At 31.3% G+C, this 24,257-nt stretch carries 22 protein-coding genes and 1 other annotated feature; of the genes, 16 read left to right on the top strand and 6 right to left on the bottom strand.

Annotation, left to right across the window (positions count from 1 at the left end; all coding sequences use genetic code 11):
• Positions 1–180: 180 nt before the first annotated feature.
• Both ACJDT4_RS21390 and argF read left to right on the top strand, forming a co-directional pair.
• The gene (locus tag ACJDT4_RS21390) at positions 181–330 is read left to right on the top strand and encodes a YvrJ family protein (RefSeq protein ID WP_406789637.1); all 150 of its coding nucleotides are present in this window, start codon (positions 181–183) and stop codon (positions 328–330) included.
• A gap of 169 nt (positions 331–499) precedes the next feature.
• A complete protein-coding gene (gene argF, locus ACJDT4_RS21385; protein WP_406789636.1) occupies positions 500–1,501 on the top strand; it encodes an ornithine carbamoyltransferase in 1,002 nt (333 codons plus the stop codon).
• Between the two features lie 284 nt (positions 1,502–1,785).
• Here the strand turns inward: argF and lysS are convergent, their stop codons facing one another.
• Positions 1,786–3,306 carry a lysine--tRNA ligase gene (gene lysS / locus ACJDT4_RS21380; protein WP_406789635.1) on the bottom strand — a complete coding sequence of 507 codons (1,521 nt, stop codon included), beginning with the start codon at positions 3,304–3,306 and terminating at the stop codon, positions 1,786–1,788.
• Positions 3,307–3,393: 87 nt separating this feature from the next.
• Positions 3,394–3,652, bottom strand: a binding site (T-box leader).
• A gap of 109 nt (positions 3,653–3,761) precedes the next feature.
• Between lysS and ACJDT4_RS21375 the strand changes: the two genes are divergently transcribed.
• The 9 genes from ACJDT4_RS21375 (at position 3,762) to ACJDT4_RS21335 (ending at position 13,320) form a co-directional block, all read left to right on the top strand.
• Entirely contained in the window at positions 3,762–4,442 is a 681-nt protein-coding gene (locus ACJDT4_RS21375; protein ID WP_406789634.1) for a response regulator transcription factor, read from the top strand.
• 666 nt (positions 4,443–5,108) lie between these two features.
• The gene (locus tag ACJDT4_RS21370; RefSeq protein WP_406789633.1) at positions 5,109–6,029 is read left to right on the top strand and encodes an ABC transporter ATP-binding protein; all 921 of its coding nucleotides are present in this window, start codon (positions 5,109–5,111) and stop codon (positions 6,027–6,029) included.
• Entirely contained in the window at positions 6,022–6,741 is a 720-nt protein-coding gene (locus ACJDT4_RS21365) for an ABC transporter permease (protein WP_406789632.1), read from the top strand. Before ACJDT4_RS21370 ends, ACJDT4_RS21365 begins: the two co-directional genes overlap by 8 nt.
• Before the next feature lie 16 nt (positions 6,742–6,757).
• The gene (locus tag ACJDT4_RS21360) at positions 6,758–7,492 is read left to right on the top strand and encodes an ABC transporter permease (RefSeq protein WP_406789631.1); all 735 of its coding nucleotides are present in this window, start codon (positions 6,758–6,760) and stop codon (positions 7,490–7,492) included.
• 18 nt (positions 7,493–7,510) lie between these two features.
• A complete protein-coding gene (locus tag ACJDT4_RS21355) occupies positions 7,511–8,395 on the top strand; it encodes a sensor histidine kinase (protein ID WP_406789630.1) in 885 nt (294 codons plus the stop codon).
• A gap of 237 nt (positions 8,396–8,632) precedes the next feature.
• Positions 8,633–9,346 carry a MurR/RpiR family transcriptional regulator gene (locus ACJDT4_RS21350; RefSeq protein WP_406789629.1) on the top strand — a complete coding sequence of 238 codons (714 nt, stop codon included), beginning with the start codon at positions 8,633–8,635 and terminating at the stop codon, positions 9,344–9,346.
• A gap of 204 nt (positions 9,347–9,550) precedes the next feature.
• Positions 9,551–11,104 (top strand): PTS transporter subunit EIIC, encoded by a 1,554-nt coding sequence (locus ACJDT4_RS21345; protein WP_406789628.1) that lies wholly within the window; start codon positions 9,551–9,553, stop codon positions 11,102–11,104.
• A gap of 6 nt (positions 11,105–11,110) precedes the next feature.
• The gene (locus ACJDT4_RS21340; protein WP_406789627.1) at positions 11,111–12,454 is read left to right on the top strand and encodes a 6-phospho-alpha-glucosidase; all 1,344 of its coding nucleotides are present in this window, start codon (positions 11,111–11,113) and stop codon (positions 12,452–12,454) included.
• 368 nt (positions 12,455–12,822) lie between these two features.
• The gene (locus ACJDT4_RS21335) at positions 12,823–13,320 is read left to right on the top strand and encodes a PTS sugar transporter subunit IIA (RefSeq protein ID WP_406789626.1); all 498 of its coding nucleotides are present in this window, start codon (positions 12,823–12,825) and stop codon (positions 13,318–13,320) included.
• A gap of 91 nt (positions 13,321–13,411) precedes the next feature.
• Here the strand turns inward: ACJDT4_RS21335 and ACJDT4_RS21330 are convergent, their stop codons facing one another.
• On the bottom strand, positions 13,412–13,753 hold the full coding sequence (locus ACJDT4_RS21330; RefSeq protein WP_406789625.1) for a winged helix-turn-helix transcriptional regulator: 342 nt from the start codon (positions 13,751–13,753) through the stop codon (positions 13,412–13,414).
• A gap of 137 nt (positions 13,754–13,890) precedes the next feature.
• Between ACJDT4_RS21330 and ACJDT4_RS21325 the strand changes: the two genes are divergently transcribed.
• The 3 genes from ACJDT4_RS21325 to ACJDT4_RS21315 all read left to right on the top strand — a co-directional run bounded on the left by ACJDT4_RS21325 (position 13,891) and on the right by ACJDT4_RS21315 (position 16,212).
• A complete protein-coding gene (locus ACJDT4_RS21325; RefSeq protein WP_406789624.1) occupies positions 13,891–14,808 on the top strand; it encodes a PhzF family isomerase in 918 nt (305 codons plus the stop codon).
• A gap of 660 nt (positions 14,809–15,468) precedes the next feature.
• Entirely contained in the window at positions 15,469–15,876 is a 408-nt protein-coding gene (locus ACJDT4_RS21320) for a helix-turn-helix domain-containing protein (protein WP_406789623.1), read from the top strand.
• 12 nt (positions 15,877–15,888) lie between these two features.
• Positions 15,889–16,212 (top strand): hypothetical protein, encoded by a 324-nt coding sequence (locus ACJDT4_RS21315; protein ID WP_406789622.1) that lies wholly within the window; start codon positions 15,889–15,891, stop codon positions 16,210–16,212.
• Between the two features lie 159 nt (positions 16,213–16,371).
• Here the strand turns inward: ACJDT4_RS21315 and ACJDT4_RS21310 are convergent, their stop codons facing one another.
• A complete protein-coding gene (locus tag ACJDT4_RS21310) occupies positions 16,372–18,747 on the bottom strand; it encodes a phosphoketolase family protein (RefSeq protein WP_406789621.1) in 2,376 nt (791 codons plus the stop codon).
• Positions 18,748–19,444: 697 nt separating this feature from the next.
• The gene (locus tag ACJDT4_RS21305) at positions 19,445–20,221 is read right to left on the bottom strand and encodes a class I SAM-dependent methyltransferase (RefSeq protein ID WP_406789674.1); all 777 of its coding nucleotides are present in this window, start codon (positions 20,219–20,221) and stop codon (positions 19,445–19,447) included.
• A 385-nt stretch (positions 20,222–20,606) separates the two neighbouring features.
• On the opposite strand from ACJDT4_RS21305, the gene ACJDT4_RS21300 reads away from it, so the two are divergent.
• Positions 20,607–21,974 carry a DUF4317 domain-containing protein gene (locus ACJDT4_RS21300; RefSeq protein ID WP_406789620.1) on the top strand — a complete coding sequence of 456 codons (1,368 nt, stop codon included), beginning with the start codon at positions 20,607–20,609 and terminating at the stop codon, positions 21,972–21,974.
• A gap of 501 nt (positions 21,975–22,475) precedes the next feature.
• Here ACJDT4_RS21300 and truA read toward each other — a convergent pair.
• Positions 22,476–23,222 carry a tRNA pseudouridine(38-40) synthase TruA gene (gene truA, locus ACJDT4_RS21295; RefSeq protein WP_406789619.1) on the bottom strand — a complete coding sequence of 249 codons (747 nt, stop codon included), beginning with the start codon at positions 23,220–23,222 and terminating at the stop codon, positions 22,476–22,478.
• A 317-nt stretch (positions 23,223–23,539) separates the two neighbouring features.
• On the opposite strand from truA, the gene ACJDT4_RS21290 reads away from it, so the two are divergent.
• On the top strand, positions 23,540–23,641 hold the full coding sequence (locus ACJDT4_RS21290) for a putative holin-like toxin (RefSeq protein ID WP_406789618.1): 102 nt from the start codon (positions 23,540–23,542) through the stop codon (positions 23,639–23,641).
• Between the two features lie 338 nt (positions 23,642–23,979).
• Here the strand turns inward: ACJDT4_RS21290 and ACJDT4_RS21285 are convergent, their stop codons facing one another.
• On the bottom strand, positions 23,980–24,249 hold the full coding sequence (locus ACJDT4_RS21285) for a hypothetical protein (RefSeq protein ID WP_406789617.1): 270 nt from the start codon (positions 24,247–24,249) through the stop codon (positions 23,980–23,982).
• Positions 24,250–24,257: the final 8 nt, after the last annotated feature.

Raw genomic sequence — 24,257 nt, 5'->3', positions numbered from 1 at the left:
ATTTTTTGTAGAGAAACGGATTTTAGGAAGTTTATAAAATTTTACTCATAAAGAATGTGTACTTAGACGAAAGCTTCAATGTATGTGTATTCTTTGATTTTGTTTTATGCGAAGTAACAATATTAATGATCAAAAATATTGTTACTTCGCATATTTCACTATTGAAGGGGAGTGTTAGCCATGGATAGTCTTGTTGGATTAATAGGCAATGTTGGATTTCCAATAGCTGTGTCAATATACCTTCTTGTAAGAATTGAAGGCAAGCTTGAAAGTTTAACTAATAGTATAAATAATCTTTCAGGGGTAATAAACTCTATGGGTAAAAAGTAGAATAACGGTATATTTATAAAAGGCCATATTTTAAATAAGAGTTGATTTTAATACTTTTATTTAAAATATAGCTTTTTTATTGTTGAATTTTTATGCATAAAGTGTTATAATTATTCACATAAATGAATAATTATAATGTAACGGTCAAATAAGTAGGGGGTTTTTTAAAATGGTTAATTTAAAGAATAAAAGTTTTTTAACACTTTTAGATTATAGTCCGGAAGAAATAGATTATCTTTTAAAACTTGCTAAAAAGCTAAAGGAAGACAAGTATAATGGTTCAGAAAAGCAGTATTTGAAGGGGAAAAATATAGCACTTATATTTGAAAAAGATTCAACTAGAACAAGATGCTCTTTTGAAATCTCAGCACATGATCAAGGAGCACATGCTGTTTATATAGGTTCAGTAGGAAGTCCAATAGGAAAAAAGGAGTCTATAAAGGATAGCGCAAGAGTTCTTGGAAGAATGTTTGATGGAATAGAGTATAGAGGCTTTGAACAAGAAAATGTTGAAATTTTGGCAAAATACTCTGGAGTACCTGTATGGAATGGATTGACAGATACTGATCATCCAACTCAGACCCTTGCAAATTTTCTTACAATACAGGAGAATGTTAAAAAACCATTAAACGAAGTGAAATTAGTATACTGTGGTGACGGAAGAAATAATGTTGCAAACGCACTTATGATTGGTGCTGTAAAAATGGGGATGGATTTTGTAATTGCTGCACCAAAGAAACTTTTTCCGGCGAGTGAGCTTGTTGAAAAGTGCAAGGATATTGCAAAAGAGACAGGTGCGAGCATAACAATAACTGATAATGTAGATGAAGCTGTGCTTAATGCTGATGTTTTATATAACGACATATGGGTATCTATGGGAGAGGCTGATGAGATATGGAAGGAAAGACTTAGTATCTTAAAGCCTTATCAAATAAATATGGAGCTCATTAAAAAGACAAAAAATCCAAATGTAAAGTTTACACATTGCTTGCCAGCATTTCACGATTTAAATACAATAGATGCAAAAGAGGTTTATGATAAATTTGGGGTTGAACCCTTTGAAGTTACAGATGAGGTATTTGAAAGTGAATACTCAATGGTCTTTGATGAAGCTGAAAATAGACTTCATACTATAAAAGCAGTTATGGTTGCAACGCTGGGGGATATATAGATAGACAACTTGAAAGATTGAAATTGCTAATATGAAGTTTATTCCTACAAACTGGAATTTTAAGAAGAGTAGAGAGTAAGGAGTAGAGAGTAGAGTGAATGTGGATTTACCTTTCGTTTCACTCAGGTAAATCTTAGAACTTAATAGTTTCAGCTGCGCTGAACATTATATTTTAAGCGCTTTGAGCGCAATAAGTTTTAGATTTTTCGAAGCATAGCTGAGAAAAATCATCCTTCACTCTACTCTCTGCTCTCTACTCTTTACTCTGCTTTTCAAATTCGCATTTACCTCTTGATTAAAGGAAATGCAATGACATCTTTAATAGAGTCAGCATTGGTTAAGAACATAATCATTCTATCAATACCCATTCCTAGTCCGCCAGTTGGAGGCATTCCAGTATCAATAGCTACGGCAAATTCTTCATCCATAGGGCTTGCTGTTTCTAGTCCAGCTCTTAACTTTGAAGATTGCTCATTAAGTAAAGCTCTTTGTCTTAATGGATCGTTTAATTCAGAGTAAGCATTTCCAAGTTCAACTCCATAAGCATATGGTTCAAATCTTTCTATTAACTCAGAATTATCTCTATGAACCTTGCAAAGTGGAGAGGATTCTACAGGAAAATCTATTACAAAAGTAGGCTCAATTAATTTCTTTTCAGAGTATTCCTCAAATAAGTTAAGCACAAGTTCTCCTTTTGAAATTCCACTTATATTTAATCCTTCACTTTGTTTTTCTTCTAAAAGGTTAAGATTTTTTATTTTGGCAATAATATCATCTTTAGAGAGGTTTTCTACATCAATGCCTGTATCCTTTTTTACAAGGTCGTACATTCTTTCTCTTTTCCAAGGAGCTTTAAAATCTATGGTTTTTCCACCACAAGAAATCTGTGTGGAACCATTAACCTTGTTGAATACAAAGGTGTATATATTCTCCATAAGTTCCATCATATCATTGTAATCCGCATAGGACATATAGCATTCAAATAAAGTAAATTCGGGATAATGAGTTCGGTCAATTCCTTCATTTCTAAAGGATCTTGAAATGGTAAAAACTCTTTCGATTCCACCTACAATTAGCCTTTTTAAATACATTTCAGGTGAAATTGTCATATAAACTTCTGAGTCTAAGTCATTAACGAAGGTTGTGAAAGGTTTAGCTTCTCCGCCACCGTATTTAGTATCTAATATAGGGGTGTCCATTTCAATAAAGCTTAAGCTAGCAAGATATTCTCTAAGGGCAGCAATTGCCTGTGAACGCTTAATAAATCTTTCTTTAACCTCAGGATTCATTATCATATCTAAAGAACGATGTCTTTGTCTTAAATCGGAATCTTGAATTCCATGATATTTTTCAGGCAAATTTCTAACCGCTTTAGAGAGAAGTGTAAAGCTATTAGCTCTTATGGTTATTTCTCCTGTTTTTGTTTTAAAGGCATTTCCTGAAATACCTATGATATCTCCAGTTTCAATAAGTTTTAGAATGCTGTAACTTTCTTCTCCAAGGTTAGATTTACTAAAGTAGATTTGTATATTTCCTTTTTCGTCAGATATATTAGCAAAAGCAGCTTTTCCCATTCTTCTAAAAAGCATTACCCTTCCAGCAAGCGTAAAAGTCTCATCTTCGCTAATTGAGTCAAAGTTATCACATATATATTTGGTGTGTGTTATAGAAAAGTATTTATATGGATATGGATTAATTCCAGATTCATAAATTTTATTTAATTTTTTGATTCTTTCTATTGTATATTCGTTTGCATCTGGCATTATTTTTTGTAAATTTTCTAGGTTTGTAAATTCATTGTACATTTAAGTAACCGCCCTTCATATATTTATTTTATTTATCCATAGCAATTTTGAACAAATAAAAAAACCTTCACCTCCAAGACGTTCAATCTTGAGGACGAAAGCTATGAATTCGTGTTACCACCCCAGTTTATCTATATGTCACCACATAGACCTCTTTAAGTACGGCATAAAAATGCTTATACTCTATATCTATAACGGGATATCCCGTCACAGCCTACCTCTTAATAAATAAGAATCGGTGTGCAGCTCAGAGACCTTCTTAAATAAACAAGCATTACTCCATCACAGCACCGGAGCTCTCTGTAAATGCTTTAAGAATATTTACTTTTCTCTTCTTAGCTTTGCAAGTATTCTATCACAGATTTTAGTTTGTGTAAATACCTATACTAGATGCCACATTTATGATGTTAGTATATAATAAAGGTAATTAATTATTTATTTGGTTGGTGATAATAATGCAAAAGAAAATTTTGATTGTAGAAGATGATTTAGAAATTTGTAATTTACTCAAGGAATTTTTAGAGGAAAGTGGATATGCTGTAAAGGTTGCTTCTAGTGGCATAGAGGGAATGAAAGAAATAAGAAATTCTACTTTTGATTTGGTTATATTGGATTTAATGCTTCCTTTTAAAAGTGGTGATGAGATATTAAGAGAAATGAGAACATTTTTAGCTACACCTGTTATTGTAGTGTCTGCAAAGGATACTGTACACACAAAGGTTGATTTGCTGCGCTTAGGTGCAGATGATTATGTAACAAAACCATTTGATTTAAATGAACTACTTGCAAGAATAGAAAGCAATTTAAGACGTTGCTGCTCAAGTGGTAGCTTAGAAAAATCAGTATTAACTTATAAAGATATAGAATTAAATATAGAACAAAAGAAAGTAACAGTTAGTGGGAGTACGATTGTTTTAACTTCAAAGGAATATGAAATTTTATTGCTGCTATTGAAACATCCCCAAAAGGTATTTTCAAAGGCTAATCTTTTTGAAAGTGTGTGGAATGAAGAATATTTTAGCGAAGATAATACTTTAAATGTACATATAAGTAAACTTAGAAGTAAATTAAAAGCGGCAAATCTAAATGAAGAATATATAGAAACTATTTGGGGAATGGGGTATAAACTAATATGAAGAGATTGCCACATTAAAAATTGTTCAATCATAATTAAAAAATTGCCAGTTAACTTAATCAGTTCACATTGCACAATTCACAATGCACAGTGAAGGTTGATTTATCTTCCTTTCGTCAGATAAATCTAAAATTATTAAAAACATAGAACTATGTTCAGCTGACTGAATGAGTCAATAGGCCTTTATCTTAAATTAGCGTCAGCTATAAGTTTTAGATTTTCTGTAGTGAAGCGAAAGAAAATATTCATTAATTATGAACTGATTTAAGGTTTTCTTTAGAATTCATTTAAGCTTTTCTTTAAATTGGGGTTTTAAAATTAAAATATAGATAGACAAACCTGAACTTGAAAACTATAAATTTCAAAATTATCCCGACACAAACTGGAATTTAACTCAGAGCACAGAGTACAAAGAAAGATGATTTTTCTCCGCTGTTGCTACAAAAATCTTAAACTTAATGGGCGAAAAGCGCTTAAAATATAGTGCTTTGCGCAGCTGAAACTATTAAGTTCTAAGATTTGCCTGAGAGAAGCGAAAGGTAAATCCACCTTCACTGTACTCTGTCAGTTGTACTCTGATTCAACTTCCAGTTTGTTAGGATAAACTTGGCATTAGCAATTTCAATCTTTCAGCTTGTTCATCTATAGAACGAAGGGAGCGAAGCTTATGGAATATATTTTAGAAACCAAGAATTTAACTAAAAGATATAAGAATACATTGGCACTGGACAATGTAAATATAAAATTAGAAAAAGGTAATGTTTATGGTTTTATTGGACAAAATGGTGCTGGAAAAACCAGTTTAATAAGGCTTATTACAGGATTGTCTTTTAAAACTTCTGGTGAACTTTATTTGTTTGGAGAAACTGGAGAAAAAAAGCTTCAAGAGCAGAGAAAACGTATAGGCTGTATGGTTGAAACACCAGCGTTATATCCTAATATGTCAGCATATCAAAATTTAGAAATTCAACGTATGCAAAGAGGTATTCCAGATAAAAAAGTTATTGAGGATACATTGGAGCTAGTTGGGTTAAAAGATACAGGAAAAAAAGCGGTGAAAAATTTTTCTCTAGGGATGAGACAGCGTTTAGGAATAGCACTTGCATTAATTAATGACCCAGAGTTTTTAATCCTAGACGAACCTGTTAATGGACTTGATCCAGTTGGAATTGTTGAAATAAGAGAACTTATAAAAAAATTAAATAAAGAAAAGGGCATGACTATATTAATATCCAGTCACATCCTTGAAGAACTTTATCAAACGGCGGACCACTATATTATTATTTCTCATGGAGTTATTTTGGAGAACTTAACTTTAAAAGAGCTTAATGAGAAATGTAAAAAGCATATTGCAATTAAGGTTGATGATGTAGCACTTGCAACCACTGTGTTAGAAGAAAAATTAAATACTGCAAACTATCAAGTAATGCCAGATAAAACAATTCGATTATACGATTATTTAGACGATATAAAATCAGTTTCAAGAGAACTATCAAAAAACAATTTAATAATAACAGGTATTTCTTTAGCTGGAGATTCTCTTGAAGACTACTTTATTAAGAGAATTGGAGGGGGCAAACGTGATTAACCTTTTTCGAACAGAGCTTTATAAAATGTTTCGCAGTAAAAGTTTCTGGGTTATACTCATAATCAGTACAATTCTCGGGGTTATGATGTCTCAAGATGGTAAGGCACGCGTTGCAAAAGATGAAATTATTAGTATTAGTTTCTATTGTACATGCATTTTAACTTTGTTTCCAATATTACTTGGAGCCCTATCCTTTGGAAATGATTTTATAAATAGAACTATAAATAATGAAGTTTGTGCGGGACACAATAGGTTGAAAATATTTTTTTGCAAGGTTATTGTGTATTTTATTGGAGTAAATTTTATTATTTTAATTGCTCCATTTGTAAATTTGATTCTTAATTATAGTTTGCATAGTATTCATCAAGAGTTTATTAGTGAAGGAACCATTTTAATAAAAACTTTTATTATAACAGCTTTATTGGGAATGGCTGCATCAAGTGTGATTATATTCATAGCTTTTATATTTAGAGATGTAGGAAAAACGGTTGGAATTTCAGTTTTTATGTATATTTTAAATATTCAAATGTTAGGAAGCAGTTCTATAAAAACAACTGTTCTAAGATTTTTGCCATTATCCCAGATGCGTCTGATTCTATATAGACCTTTAATAAAAGGGCAATTTGAGGAAGCTGGTTTAGTTGCTATTATTACAATAATATTTTTTTTATCAGGTTCGTATTTCTGCTTTAAAAGAGCAGAATTGCGTTAGGAGGAAGTGAAGTTAAATGATAAAGATGTTAAAAATGGAACTGTATGAATTTAGACATGATTTTATTTGCTTATTTATGATAGTTATTCCTTTGGCTTATGGGATGTTTTCAGGCAGTGGTTATATGGAAGATAATTATTTTAATTTGAAACAGGGTGGGTATGAAGTATTAATGGCAATGCTTCATGATGCACCAGCAACTTGCCTTTTGATTTCTGCTTTTCCTGCGCTTTTAATAGGAAAAAGTTTTTCAAATAGAACTATAGTGCCTAAAATAACGGCTGGAAATAGTAGAAGTAATGTGTTTTTTAGTAAGGCTATTTCAATACTTAGTATTTCAGCCATAGCAACAATAGTTTATTCAATTTCTGGTGCTGCTGCTGTTACGTTAAAATATGGTTGGAATGCACCAGCTTTTGGATCTATATTTACTTTAATAAAAATTATGATTTGCACAATACTTTTATACTCTGTTATCTTTTCAATTATAATATTTTGGGCAGTAATATTTAAAGATACAATTAGAACTATTATAGCCTCAGTGATTACAATTTTTATAAATGCGATATATATAGCTTATGGTAGAGGATGGAAAATGCCAATATCTATGCATCCAATGATAGTACTTAGAAGAATTTTGCAAAGCAACTCGTTAGTACAATTTATGGGATTTTCTTTATATGCAGCAGTTCTACTAAGTGTTATATTAATATTAAGTTATACTATATTTAGAAGATGCGAACTTAAATAAGAGTAAAGGATGAGCATAATGATAATTTTAATTCTGCTAAGTATTTCTGTTATTCTATTGATATTTTATGTATTTTACTTAAAAACACAAATAAAAAGCATAGGAAAACAATTAGAAGATATATCGAAAGGCAAAACGGAAAAGAAGATAGATATATCGCTGATTGATAAGGATATAGAATACTTAGCCATTAATATTAATAGAAACATTGATTTTCAAAGGCAGCTTAGGATAGATGTTCTTAGAAATGAAGAAAAGCTTAAAGATTCTATTGCTAGCATTTCTCATGACTTAAGAACTCCACTTACCTCTATAATGGGTTATCTTCAACTCCTTGAGAAAAGTGAGCTATCCGGCAAGCAAAAAGAAAAAGTAGATATTTTAAAGAAGAAATCCGAACTTTTGCAAAATTTAATTACAAGCTTTTTTGAAATAACTATTATTGAAAATGATAATGTGAATGTAAAATTAGAAAAGATTAATTTAAATAATTTTCTTTCGGATGTTATGCTCTCCAGTATTTATTCTTTTAAAACTGCCAATATTGAACCCATTTTTGATGTGCCGGATACTACCATATTTATTGAAGCTGATAAGCTCATTTTACAGCGTATAATACAAAACTTAATATCTAATACTTTAAAATATGCTCATGAATATATTAAAATTTCACTTGTGCAAAATGAGCATGCTCAATTGATTTTTCAAAATAAAGTTCAAAATACTGAAAATATAAATGTAGATTTATTATTTGAAAAGTTTTATACAGCGGATAAAGCAAGAAGTTCTGGCAGCACCGGGCTTGGGCTAGCCATAGTTAAACTATTAGCTGAAAAAATAAATGCCAGAGCTGTAGCAGAAATTGATGGCCATATTTTAACTTTAAAAATTATATTTCTTTAAAGTTTTCAAATACTATCATTTTTTAAAATTTCGAGTATTTCATTAAGTAAATTAAGTATAACATCAGATGAAAATTCTACTTTTCTATAGTATTGTATTTTGTAAGTATAGAAACTGCAGCGTTCATACCAATTCAATATTGTTTTCAGTAAGTCTTGATTATCAGAATATAGATTAAATGTTAGTGTAATGATATACTAATAGAAAATGCATTTTATGAATAGAAGGTATTTATAAATGGGGAATAATGTAACATTAACAGAACTTGAAAAAGTAATCTTGAATAAAATACAAAATTACATTAACAAAAATGAAAAAGTTGGTATAGATATAATAGCAAAAGAATGTTTTGTTTCGAAGGCAGCAATTATAAAGTTGTCTAAAAAACTTGGATATAGTGGATACAGCGAAATGTATTATACCATTCTTGCTGCTGCTAATAATTCATTAAAATTAGATTTTTCTAGTAACAGCGGCGACATATGTATGAATGTACCATTAAAGGATGATATTAATATACTTGTAGAAGCACTAAGAGAATTTAAAGATAAAAAGATATATTTGGATTCGTTAGGCGTTTGCGATAGTGCTAGAGAATATTATCTGCAAAAGCTGTTGATATTTGGATTTGATGCTGCTAGTAGTTATCATTATGAAGCTTTTAAAAATAACAAATCTGGGTTATATTTGTTTTTCTCTTATTCAGGATATAGGGCTGAGATTATTGAAAAGGTTAACGAGGCCATTAGAAATGATTTTAAAGTGATAGCTTTTACGGCTAGCAAAGATTCACCACTGGCAAAAATATCTCATGTGACACTGGAGATAGGTGGTGTAAAATCGGATAGGGAGCATTATTTGCCAAATTTATTTACTGCTAACCTTATAATTTTGATAGAATTAGCACTAAGTGAATATTCTAAAAGATATTTATCTGAAAAAGAAAATTAAGGACATATACAAATAAAAATAACTGATAATAAGAATTATTGTACGAAAAAGCTTGCTACAATTCTTGTTATCAGCTTTTTTTATGTCCATTTTTGCAGTGAACTTTTTCACTTTAGGTAAACATTTTCATAGTGATGGAAACTCTATTGATAGTGGTAATAAACTAGGGTATATTGTAGATGAATAAAGGAGGAGGTACTAATCATGAGGGAAAAATTATTGTTATTAGGCCAAAAATTTTCACAAGCTGCGGTACAACCAGTTATGTTTTTAACAGTTATGGGAATTGCTCTTGCAGTTGCTGTTATTATGCAGCTGGGTTTCATGCCATCATTTATAGTTTTTATTGGTATGCTTTTAAAAAAGATGATGGATGCTATGTTAAATAATCTTTCTGTTATCTTTTGCGTTGGACTTACAACAGCATTTGCAAAGAAGAAAAAGGTTGATGCAGCTATCATTAGTTTAATCGTTTATATCATGTTTTTAGCAAGCAATAATGCTTGGCTTACATCACAAAATATGCTAGCTAAGCCGGGGGCTATGGGCTTATTTGGAACAGGACAAAATACTGTTTTGGGATTTCAAGTAGTAGATATGAATGTTTTCTTAGGAATAATATTAGGATGTATTACTGGGTATGTATTTAACAAGTTAGCTGATGTACAGTTTGGAGATATGTTTAGAGTATATGGTGGATCAAGATTTGTATTTATAGTCATGATTCCAATTACTTTGGTATTAGCAATTGTGCTTAGTTATGTATGGCCTGTAGTAAATTACGGAATTAATGCATTGTCTGGATTTATGAAGAGTGCAGGTGCATTTGGTGTATTCGTATACGCATTTGGTAATAGATTTTTAATACCAACCGGTTTACATCATTTATTATGGATGCCATTTTGCTTCACTGGAATTGGTGGAACTTTAAATGTTGCTGGTAAAGCTGCACAAGGAGCTGTTAACATTTTTTACGCTGAAATGGGTAATAATGCTCATCTAACAGCTATTGATCCGTCAATAAGATTTGCAACCTTTGGATTTGCAAAAATCTTTGCAAGTGCAGGTATTGTTCTTGCTATGATAAAGACTGCAAAACCACAAAATAAAAAGGCTGTAAGGGGATTACTTATTCCATCGCTTTTCGTTGCAATGGTAGCAGGTATTACAGAACCTCTTGACTTTTCATTTCTTTTCATATCACCTTTGCTTTGGCTAGTACATGGTTTACTTACTGGTTTTTCAGAAATGCTACTTTGGATACTAGGTTCAAGGACATATTCAATTTATGGATTACTTGATACAGTAGTTTGTAACTCTGTAATAAGTCCAAAGCTTTCAAAGATATATATATTCTTTGCAGTAGGAATTATAATGGCTGTGGTTTGGTATTTTGTATTTGTTTTCTTAATTAAAAAATTAGATATTAAAACTCCTGGTAGAGAAGATGTTTCTGAAGGTGAAATTAACATTCAGACAGATGGCAGCATTGCTGTAGAAAACGTTAGCGGTGACCAAGATTCCGAGTTATTTATTGAGGGGCTAGGTGGAGCTAACAATATTGCAGAGGTAAATAATTGCTTTACACGTTTAAGAATTGATGTAAAAGATGTTAGTAAGGTTAATAAAGAAATAATAAGTAAAGGTAAGCAAAAAGGCATTGTTATTAAAGGAAACAATGTACAAATTATAATTGGAATGACTGTAGAAGATTCAAAAGAAAGACTTATTAATGTATTAAACACAAAAAAGGAGTGATTTAAAATGAAAAAATATTCAATTTGTATTGTTGGTGGAGCAAGTCGTTATACACCAGATATGCTTGCAATGTTATGTAATCAAAAGGAAAGATTCCCTTTGAGAAAAATTGTACTATATGATATTGAGAGTGAACGCCAAGAGGTAGTTGGTAAATATGCAAAAATATTATTTAAAGAGTACTATCCAGAGTTAGAGGAAATAGTATGGACTACTGATAAGAAAGAAGCATTTTCCGATATAGACTTTGCTCTTATGCAAATTCGTGCAGGAAGATTAAAGATGCGTGAAAAAGATGAAAAAATTTCACTTAAGCATGGCTGTCTTGGACAAGAAACCTGTGGTGCTGGAGGTTTTGCATATGGATTAAGAAGTGTTCCAGCTGTTATAGATTTAGTAAAGGATATTAGAACTTACTCCAAAGAATGCTGGATTTTAAATTACTCTAATCCTGCTGCAATTGTTGCAGAGGCAACGAAAAGAGTGTTCCCTGATGATTATCGTATTATTAATATTTGTGATATGCCAATTGCAATTATGGAGATTTATGCGAGTGTGCTTGGAGTAGGTAGAAGAGATTTAGAACCAAGATATTTTGGACTTAATCATTTTGGATGGTTTACACATGTTTTGGACAAGAATACCGGAAAAGATTATTTACCTAAGCTAAGAGAAATACTCAAAACTCCAGTAGATGTACAAACAGAACCTCTTTTTCAGGAAAAATCATGGAAATCAACCTTTGAGTTTATGAGCCAGATGATAAATGATTATGATGAATACTTGCCAAACACATACTTGCAATATTATTTATACCCATCAAAAATGGTAAAGAAAGAAAATCCAGAATATACGAGAGCTAATGAAGTAATGGATGGAAATGAAAAAGAAACCTATAATAGACTTCATGAAATTATATCCCTAGGAAAAATGCACGGCACTGAGTATGAACTTACTAGTGATGTGGGATGCCATGCTGAGTATATAGTTGATTTAGCAACAGCAATTGCTAATAACACAAATGAAATTTTTTTGACGATTACAGAGAATAAAGGAGCCATTGAAAATGTTTCTTCTGGTGCTATGGTAGAAGTGCCATGCCGTGTTGGAAGTAATGGAGTTGAAGCACTAACTGTAGGAAGCATACCAACCTTTTACAAGGGACTTATAGAAAATCAGTATGCTTATGAAAAACTAGCAGTAGATGCTTGTTTAGAGGGAAGCTATCAAAAAGCTCTGCAGGCACTAGTGTTAAATCGTACCGTTGTAAATACCGACGTTGCTAAGGAATTGTTAAAGGATTTAATTGAAGCTAATAAAGGATACTGGAATGAACTTAATGCGAAGTAATAATGCCTCGTCACATTAAAAAAGCTCTATAAATCTAAGACTTAAAAATCATAAAATCCTAAGAGTTTTCAATAACTCGCAAAGCTCAAACAGATTTAAAACTCTAAGTATTTTATGATTTTTAAGTTGTTCCTTCAGCATTATCACTTCGACTACGATAGTGCAAGGAAAAAATTCTTCTGTACCTACGGAATTTTAGGTGTAAATTTTTATAATATATTGTCTGAATAGATTACTATGATTTTCATTCATTAAACATGTTTATAGTGCGTTTTTTATAGAGAAATAGAGAAAAATCCATCTTGATTTTTGCTTCGGCAAATTATAATATTGAAGAAATAATTGAGTAAAGAAAGAAGGGCATATAAATGTTTGAAAAATTATTCTCAAAAAAGAATAATAAAAGTGAAGAAATATTTGCTTATGCATCAGGAACTTTTGTGAAAATTGAGGATGTTCCTGATCCTGTTTTTAGTGAAAAGTCTATGGGAGAGGGTGTTGCAATTTTGCCTGTAGATGGTCAAATTCTTGCTCCAGCAGATGGAGAAATTATCTTGATTGCACCGACTAAACATGCCCTAGCATTAAAAACAACGCTTGGAGAAGAAATTCTTATTCATATTGGACTAGAAACCGTTAATCTTGGTGGACAAGGCATTAATGCTTTTGTTAAAGTTGGGGATAAGGTTTTAAAAGGACAAAAAATCATTGAAATAGACTTAGACTTTATTAAAAAGAATGCAAGCAGTACAGTAATTCCACTGGTTATTACAAATAGTGAAGAAAACCGCTTTGATTTTCAGTGGGAAAATGTTAGAGAGGTTAAGGCGGGAGAAACAAAATTATTTAAAGCAACTCTAAAGTAGAAAATTTAGGTTTGGTTTATATTTTTCTAGTACTATGATGGGGCTGATGGAGTAATTCGCAGTTTAACTAAAAATTATTTTTCATTTATAATTAATCCATGTATTTTTTGCCCCAATTACATAATTCAGCCAGTATTTTTTCTAAGGATTTTCCCCTCTCTGTAGGTATATACTCTACCTTTGCTGGAATTGTTAAATAAGCAACTCTCTCAATGAGAGCATCCATTTCTAACTTCTTTAATTCCTGAGCTAGTACTTTATGGCTTATATTAGGAATAGTCTTTTTTAGCTTACCATACCGTATAGGATTACTATTTAATATGCGCCATAATACTATAGCTCTCCATTTGCTTCCAATTACAGTCATAGTAAAGCCTAAAGAGCAATTAAAATCTTTTTGCCTTTCTTTTTGATTTGGAAATTTTTCAGTCATATCTTTTATCCTTCTTTCCAAATGGTAAGTATCTGATTAAAAAGTGCGTACTTGTGCACATATTTAAGCAAAACTATAATTAATTATACAATATTTAAATAGTAGATTCTAATTTATAACTTTTTGGGGGAAAGATTATGACAAGGAAATATAAACTATATCAAATTGATTCATTTACAAAGGAGAAATTTACAGGAAATCCAGCAGGAGTAATAACTAATGCAGATGGATTAACCGACTTTGAAATGCAGAAAATTGCGAGAGAACTTAATAATTCTGAGACAGCCTTTGTTTTTCCTTCAAATAGCAGTAAGTATGATGTGCATATACGTTTTTTTACTCCAATAAGTGAAGTGCCAATTTGCGGTCACGCCACTATTGCGGCTCATTATGCCTATGCTATTGAAAAAGAACTAGATACTTCTAGGGTTTATCAAAAGACAGGTGCTGGAATTTTGCCCGTTGATATAATAAAGGAAGATAACGACTATAAAATTGTTATGACACAAGGTAAAATTGAGTTTGGAAGTATAATTGATGGCTCGAATAAAGAAAAGCTTTTAGCAGCACTTAATATAAAAAACAGTGATCTTATGGAAAACTATAAAATTCAAATTGTTTCAACAGGTCATTCTAAAGTTATGGTAGGCATAAAAAGTATAGAAACCTTAAATTCGCTGCAGCCAAATTATGATGAACTTTCTAGGTTAAGCAAGAGCATTACATGTAATGGATATTATGTTTTTACAGTTACTCCTGAGGACGGTGACGTTTTAATACACGGCAGAATGTTTGCGCCTGCAATAGGCATTAATGAAGATCCTGTTACTGGTAATGCAAATGGTCCTTTAGGTGCATATCTTGTCCATTATAATCTTGTTCCTCACAACAATTCTTTGCTTAAATTTAAGGCTAAGCAGGGGGAAGCTATAAAAAGGGCAGGCATTATTGAAGTTGAGGTAGAAATAGAAGATAAAGAACCGGTAGAAGTTAAAGTCTCTGGAAATGCCGTAATAGTGTTTAAATCTCAATTAATATTGAAGGATTATAGATAAACCGCTTCAACTATTAAAATTCATGTGCACCATAATGCCCAGAAGACGGCATTTTGGTACAAATAAATTCCAAGTTTCAGAGTAGTTTATCTTTAAAGATAAACAACTTGGAATATTAAAATTAGCTGGATTCTATTTTGGAACATGCTAGTTATATGAACATATATCAGTTGACAATGGACAATTAACAGAGGAGAGTTATGGAAAGTGAAGAGTAAAGGAAAGAAATTATCCTAAACTCTTCACTTTTTAATTTTTTACAGGCACGCAAAAAGTAATATTGATATTGTTATTTTGCTCTGCTTTACAAAATTCCACAAAAGGACGGAAATCAGGCAGTAATTGATGCTGTACTAGGTAAAAACCATAGAGATGATATCTCATATACTTGAAAAAAGGCTTGGCAAAATCTTTTTGATTGCAATTCATCTTTTTATTTTTATATATAATAAGTGTAGCATATGCAAAATTTATTGACTTAGGACTAAGAGCTAAAATTGATAAGGAACTTGATGTAAGTGATAATGTTAGAATAAAGCTCTGAAGCTTATAAAAATGGACATGTAAAAGTATTTTGACATTGAAAAAACATCATGTAAAAAAGGTTTGATAGACGAATTTTCTTAAATATGGCAATATATTTATGGAAGGGGTATTGTTATGGAAATTGGAAGCAAATTAAAAAAAGCACGAATAGATTCTGGATTAACTCAAGAAAAGGTAGCAGAAAAAATACAGGTATCTAGGCAGACAATATCAAATTGGGAAAATGAAAAATCCTATCCAGATATTATAAGTGTAATCAAATTGAGCGACATCTATGGGATTAGTTTGGATGAATTGCTGAAAGGAGATTCGAATATGATAAAACACTTGGAGGAAAGCACCAATGTTGTAAATAGTAATAAAAGGTTGTTGATGGCTATTGGATTTAATGTATTATTACTTATTTTATTTATATTTTTCAATAGCATGATAGCAAGGAACAAATGTATGATGATAGCAAGCGCATCTGTTATGGTAATAAGTACAACTGCATTATTCTATCAAATTATTAAGAAATTTTAGGAGGGGATTTATATGAGCTGGTATTTAATTGTATCAATATTTGTAATTATATTAGGAGCGTCAACTCTTGAGTATCAAGTTTATAAAATGACAGAACTTGACGCAAGAAGCAGGGGGTTGAAACATCCAAAGTTTTGGGCATTTTTTTCATTGAGTGGTCAAAATGGAAGCGGCGGATTGTTACTATATTTGATTGGTAGAAGAAAATATCCATCTTCTATGAGCGAAAATGATAGACTTGTAATGGAAGCAAGAAAAAAGAAGGCTGGTGTCTCTTTAATTTTTCTAGCATTATCAACAATCACTTTATTTACAATTTGTATTTTGAAATTTTAGTGTAACTTTGAAATTTTTATTATTGGTTACAGAAAGCACAAGACAAAATTGTGAAGTGGTTAAAATTTTTTAATAGCTATTTTACTGCATATAATCCATAGAAATTAAAGGAGCGAGAGCACTAAAAAGTAGTGCTCCAGCTCCTTTATTATTCTAGAATTAGTTAAGACCTTTCCATTCCCAGTTAGCGATTTCTGGTAAATCAACACCATTTTCGTGTACATATTTAGTGTGCATATCTAATTTTTCATTCATTTCTTGTATGATATGAGCACCTTTGTTACCTAACTGTGGTAAATGATAAATTGCATCTTTTACAAGGTTGAAACGATCTAACTGATTTAATACACGCATATCAAAGCCAGTTGTGATTTCACCTTTATCTCTGTAGCCATGGACAGAAACATTGTGGTTAGCACGTTTGAAGAATAAAGTATCTACTAAGTTTTCATAGCCATGGAATCCAAAGATAATTGGCTTATCTGTAGTAAATATCATGTTGAATTCTTCATCAGAGATACCATGCTCATAGCTTTCTGGAGATTGTAATTTTAATAAGTCAACTATGTTTACAAATCTGATTTTAAGTTCAGGTAAATACTCATGTAACAATTGTACAGCGGCCAAGCCTTCAAGTGTTGGAGTATCTCCAGCCATTGCAAATACTATGTCTGTTTCTCCATTTTTGTCTGTACTTGCCCAATCAACAATTCCTAAACCATTGTTAACTAAGTATTCAGCTTCATCCATAGTAAACCATTGTTGTCTTGGATGTTTTGATGCTGTTAATAAGTTTACTTGTCCTACGCTTCTCAAGCATTTATCGAAGGTTACAAGTAAAGTATTTGCATCTGGTGGTAAATATTCATGAATTAAGCCGGAATTTTTATCAGCTAAGTGTCCAAGCATACCTGGATCTTGGTGAGTATAACCATTATGATCCTGCTGCCAGATGTGTGAAGTCATGATTAAGTTCAAAGAAGAAATTTTATCTCTCCAAGGAATATCTTCACATTGGTTTAACCATTTAAAGTGTTGTGTAACCATTGAATCTACAACACGTAAGAATGATTCATAACTATGAATGAAACCATGACGGCCAGTTAATAGGTAAGCTTCTAAAGCACCTTCTGCTATATGTTCACTAAGCATTGAATCTAATACACGTCCATCTGGAGCTAGCCATTCATCATAAGGTTCATTGATTTTTCCTACCCACTGACGGTTTGTTTCTTCAAACATAGCATATAAACGGTTTGAAGCAGCTTCATCTGGGCTGAAAACACGGAAATTACGTTCTTTTTTATTTAATTTCATAACGTCACGTACATATTTACCTAAAACAAGCATATCCTGTGCAACGCTTTTACCCTTAACTTCATTATTGATGGCATAATCATGATAATCTGGTAAACGTAAAGCTTTCATGATTTTTCCACCATTTGTTGAAGGGTTAGAAGACATACGTTTATCACCCTTAGGAATAATCTCTGCAATTTCATCTATTAATTTACCATCTTCAGTAAATAATTCTTCTGGACGGTAGCTTTTCATCCATTTTGTGAATTCATCTGCAAGTTCCATATGTTTGCTATCAAAAGGAATTGGAACCTGATGAGCACGGAAGGAGCTTTCAATTGGTTTGCCATCTAATTCCTTTGGACCTGTCCATCCTTTAGGGGTTCTGTCAAGGATAACTGGCCATTTAGGTCTGGACATATCATTTGCTTCAGCGGCTCTTCTCTTAATCTTTTGGATTTTTTCAATAGCTTCATCCATTTTTTCAGCCATTAAGCGGTGCATTACTTTAGGGTCATCGCCTTCAACAAATATTGGATCCCATCCTAAGCCTTCAAAGTATTTTTGTAATTCCTCATCAGTCATTCGAGCCATAATTGTAGGATTGCTGATTTTGAATCCGTTTAAATAAAGTATTGGTAATACAACACCATCTGTAACAGGGTTTATAAATTTATTTACTTGCCAAGAAGTAGCTAAAGGTCCTGTTTCTGCTTCACCATCACCAACAACAACAGCAGCAATTAAATCAGGGTTATCGAGGACAGCTCCAAAACCATGTACTATAGAATAACCTAATTCTCCACCTTCATGTATTGAACCAGGAGCTTCAGGGGTTGCATGTGAACCAACTCCACCTGAGAATGAGAATTGTTTATACAATTTTGATAAACCTGCTACATCTTGAGTCATTTCAGGATAAATATCACTGTAGCTTCCGTCTAAATAAGAATTAGAAACCATAACTTGTCCACCGTGACCAGGACCAGATATATATAGCATGTTTAAGTCATATTTGTTAATAACACGGTTTAAATGTGCATAAATGAAGTTTTGTCCAGCAATTGTACCCCAGTGACCAAAAACAGCATTTTTTACATGTTCAGGTTTTAGTGGCTCTCTTAGCAAAGGATTGCCCTTAAGATATAATTGTCCGACTGAAATATAATTGGCAGCTCTCCAATATGCATCTACTTTTTTTAAATAACTTTCAGAAGAGTAATCGATGTTCGTCATTTTATAAGTCTCCTTTATATGTTTTTTTTCGCAAAGCAAACAAATTTGATTACTTCTCACTAAGCGAAATTATTGGTAAGTTCAAGTAGTCAATAATAAGTATCTCATGTACGTACAAGTTTGGACATGATGAAGCTTAAAAAAGCAGCAAATGTAACTTACAAAATTAAAAAATATATATGTAACATGAGATTATTTTTCTCTATAATAAAAAAGTTATAAATTATTATTTATTATTTAACAGTATTATAATAAGGCTTTTTTTAATATAATTCAAGATATTTTTGTCAGAAAAAATTTTTTTATGTTATAAAAAGAAACATTTAGTATTTTAAAAAAATAAATAAGACGTTGTTATATAAATTATTATGGTAATATTGTAAATGATTTTATAAATATTAGAACTGGTAACAGACATGTTTGGTACAAGTTACAAAGCAAACATGCATTTTGTTAAAAAAAGTATAAACTTACAAGTATTAAATTAGTAATGCAATATGATAAGAAGACAAAGCACATAGAAATTTAAAATTTAGATTTCTATGTGCTTTGTCTTTGGCTTAAATAATCTTCAGTATTTTTTATTCCAGTGTCCTCATATAGTAATTTGGCGAGTATTTATGGAGATAATATATTCATTGAGAGAGTTAATATAAAAATATTAATCATAGATTAAATTAAAAAAAAGCAGTAGTTACTATTCTTTTCTTAGGATATCAACTGTATGTGCACTTGCTCCCAAAAGCTCTGGCCTTTCACAGGTTGAAAAGTGATAATTAAGGAAAAGCTTAAAGGTATCTTCATCCATAGAGTTTAAGACTGGTCGCATATAATCAGCTGGTCCATCTGCTGCAACTAATTTTATTCTTTTTAAGCCTACTTTTTCATCTAATTTGTTAATGTCTTCAATTCTTACATAGTCATATAAATCCTTTGGTCCAGATATAACATGAAAATCGTCAGTAAGCTTTCCATTATCAATACATGCACGAATGTTGTTTTCTTTAAAACCATATGTTATTATGCTGTATTCGTTCATACAGTATGCTACTAAAATAAGCCCATTGGTTTTCGTTACTCGCTTTGCCTCGTTAAGTGCTTTTACTTTATCTTCAAAGGTGTATAAATGATACATTGGGCCAAATACTAGAGTCATATCAAAAGTGTTTTCTGAAAACCGTGATAAATCTAAGGCTGTTCCGTGATATGCTTTTACTGTACTTCCTTTTGACTTTAAAACCCCTAAATTGTGTTTTACAAGTTCAATGGCAGTAACATCATATCCTTCATTGGCAAGCTCAACAGAGTATCTGCCAGTTCCTGCACCAATATCTAAAATTTTTGCACTCATATTATTTTGTAAATACTCATGAATATACTTCATGGAAGTGAAATACTCAACCTGACCATATCTGCTTTTTAATCTATTGTCTTCACAAAACTTATTGTAATGTTTCTCTAATTCTGCCGTTATCTCTTTATGAGGATCATTTTTTAATTCCATTGACATTTCTTTATGCTCTCCATCCATTATTATATTAGAAACTATTAGCTTCAACTATCTTATATTCTAATAGATATTATACTATATAATTAATGTTTATTGCTGCTTTCGTTAAGATAGCAATTGATTTTTGTTTGAGTTGCAGTTACTTTATCGCTATAGAATGTATTATAATATAAATAAAGATAAACCACCTTAAAACTTCAAATGGTTTATCTATAGTGGAACTAGCCTAATTGCAAACTATTTATGCATCATAATGCCTTTGAAATTGGTACTTTGAAACATAAATGGTTTAAGTTTTCCGGTAGTTTTACTATATAAACAACTTGAATTGAAAGTGAGAGAGCTATATATGAGAAAAAAGGATATATTGGAATTAAAAAGACGTTTAAAAAAGGACGAGTGTACCTTTACTAAAATGTGCGGCTGTTATGTAAATGCAGAGAAAAATATTATATTAAAGCTTGATGAAACTTTTTTAAATCTAGAAGAGGAAGAGTTCTTTAAATATTTAGAGATTGCAAAAAAAACATTATCAGGAACAGTGGGAAATAATCTTTTAGAACTTAATTTTCCGCTTGAGGAAGAAAACGTAGGCGGTAGACAACATTCTTTGATGGGACTAAAGATGAGTAAATTAAAGGATGAGGCAATGCTTGATAGCTTTTATAAACTAGTTATAGATAGTTATGACTACGCAGGTAATTTTTTAATACTTATTTTTCATGATGCTTATGATGTAATGACAAAAACCACAGATAATGCAAAGTTGGATGAATCTGAAGAAGTTTATGAATATATTTTATGTGCAATATGTCCGGTATCACTTGCAAAGCCAGCTCTTGGATATCTTGAAGATGAAAATAGAATTGGAGCACGTATTAGGGATTGGATAGTTGGCCCACCTGATCTTGGGTTTACTTTCCCAGCATTTATAGACCGCAGCGCTGATATCGATTCTATAATATACTATACAAAAAATGCAAAGGATTCACATCCGGAATTTATGGAAGAGGTTTTAGGCTGCAGTTCAAAACAAACGGCTACAGAGCAGAAAGAAGTTTTCAATAATATCATTCGTAAGGCAGTAAGCGGTGATGATGAGAAGGCTGAGCATTTACTAGGGGAGATTCAGGAAACTCTTAATAATGTAGTAGAGGAGCACAACACGGTTAATGGTAAGGATGCTGAGCCTCTGAATTTGACTAATGACAATATCCAAGATATTTTAGTTGAAAGCGGAATTCCTGAGGAAATAACTGCGAAAATTGAAAAAGAATATACAGAGGAATTTAGAGATACACCTCCGGCAGCGGAACATCTAATAGATAAAAAGGTAATTGAAGCAAATAAGCAAAAGAAAAAGGAAGAAAGGCTTCAGAAAAAAGTAAAAGCACTAGAAGAAGAACTTGAAAAAACAAAGCAAGATAGTGTACAAGACTCAGAAAAGGAAGCAGCTTCAGAGGTAGAAAATGATTCTACAGTAGAAGTAGATTCTGATGCTAATTTAGAACAAAACTCTGATGCTGAAGCGGAAGTTAAGGAAGATAGCACTGAAAATGAAGAAGCTCCTGCGAATAGCTATGATGTTGTAGTTCATGTAAAACCTGAAAAAGTAGACCAAATAAAATCACAAATAATAGATGGAAAGAAATGCATTGTTATTCCTATAGATGATGATGAACAAGCTAAGGTAAATGGAGTTAATACATTGATTTAATTCGTTGTATAAGATTGGACTGTTACTTCACTAAACTGGAAATAGAAGGAAAAAAATTTCCGTTTCTCTACGAAAAATTCTCTGTAACCATAATTAATCAATAGAAATTAAGAGCAATATATTGTATAACAATTTAATTGATTACAAAGATTTATGCCTAAAATTCCGTAGGTACGGAGGAATTTTTTTCCTGCACTACCGTGGGAGCGAAGTAACAATGCTGAAGGAGCAGTTTAAAAAAATTCTAATAAATCTTGACTGAAAAATTGTAAAATACTTAGATATTTCAATTGTCTGAGCATTTTTTAAGCGAGTAAACATGCACAGGGTTTGGGCTAATATATAGATGGCTAATACAAGTTAAAGAAGGATAATGGGATTACACATCCCAAACCCCGTATATGATCGTTATCCTTCTATACCTCAAGCAGGCACTTGCTTAGAATCATCAATTAGATTTATAGGACTTTTTTAACGAGACGAAGCATTGTTACTTCGCATTTAGTATTCAATACTTAATAAACAAAGTGCATCTGCACTAGCTTTATGACCTACATCTTTCATATCCTTAGACTTAAAAGCTTTCTGGATTATATCCATAGGTAATTGACCAAGTCCTACTTGAATTAATGTACCTACTATTACTCTTTCCATATTTAATAAAAATCCATTTGCTTTCATAGTAATAATGATCTCATGGCTAGTTTCCCTTACATCAAGAGAAAGTATTTTTTTAATTGATTTCCTTGTTTTCTTATTAGTAGTAAAAGCTAAGAAATCATGTTCACCTAAAAGCTCTTTTGCAGCTTCTTTAATTTTAGCTACATTTATTGTTTGATTCATTAAGTTAACATATCGTCTTTCAAACAAAGGACGGTTAGGAGCATCTTTTTTCCATAAACGATATTCGTAAGTTGCACTTTTCATTAAATATCTACTATGAAATCTTTCATCAACAGGTTCTACTGATAATACAATGATATCATCAGTTAAATATTTTTCGAAATAATCAAAAAGTTCTTTTTCGTTTAGCCTATTATCTGGTGCTATAAAATTAACAATTTGTCCTTTAGCATGTACCCCGGCATCAGTATTAACCGCACCAATAACCTCTACCTCTTTTTCATAGAGTTTTGATAATATCAATTCTAATTTACCTTGAATACTCTTTTCTAGGTTACCTTTGGTTTTATTAAACCCAATATATTTTCTGCCATCATAGGCTATCATCATCTTATAATTTTGCATTTGAGTCCTCCTTTTCATAAATACCAATCAATACATTTTATCATATATAAATAGGTTAATATAGATAAAGTATCTCATAATAGAATTAATTATACCTTTAGGCAGATACTTTTCCTATTTAAACCTTTGGTTAAATCTATTTTTACAGAAAACCGCATCATTTATGATACAGTTCTCCATAACTATTCCAAGTGAGGTTTTTCCATTTTATTCTTATATTTATTTTTACATAATTATGGTATAATTCTAAAGTACAATTTTATAGTTAAATGTGGGCTACTGGTATCACTCATCCCTTTTGAAGGGAGGTGATACATATGAGTAACGATACTTTGATGTTACTATTTCAGGCAGGATTATTTTTATTAACACTACTAACATTTATAGTGTTACTTATTGATAAAATGTCAAAAAAATAGTAGCCCCCACTCGCAATTGGATGCTACTATTTTTTAATCATATTAAATTATAGTGATGCCAGTTGCCTCTGCAACTAGAATTGTATACTATAGGGTGTTGGTAGCACCCTATTTTTATTTTTTCATTCTTATTTATATTATACCAAATTTTTATAAAAAATAAACATATAAAATATTAAATTCCAAAGATAACTTTTTTATTCGAAGTTTTATCAACTGTTACCACTAATAAGCTCTAAGATTTACCTGAAAGAAACGAAAAGTAACACCAAGGTTGCTTTTACTATACATTAAAAGAATATTTCAAATTACCTCAACTATAAATTAGAATTTATTTTTTATTTCAAATACTTTTCTTGCTTTCTTTTGCTTCCTTTTCGCCATTCCTTATCTAAGTCAAAATTATTATCTGCAGCCATTTCAAATAGCAAATATAACATATCATATAGTTGATGTTCAATCTTATCTCTTTCTGCTGCATTTACAGCCTTTTTTAACAATTCAAATTCCTCATTTAACCAAGTTATTTTCTGATGATTATCCCCATTTAATGAACCCATTTTAATTAAAAATTCTCTAACTTCATTTTTATATTCATTTAATGACATATAGTTCC

This window comes from Clostridium neuense, from assembly GCF_045310695.1.
Lineage (GTDB): Bacteria > Bacillota > Clostridia > Clostridiales > Clostridiaceae > Clostridium_S > Clostridium_S neuense.
Note: the sequence above shows the minus strand (reverse complement) of the source record. Positions and strands in the feature narration are given on the sequence as shown.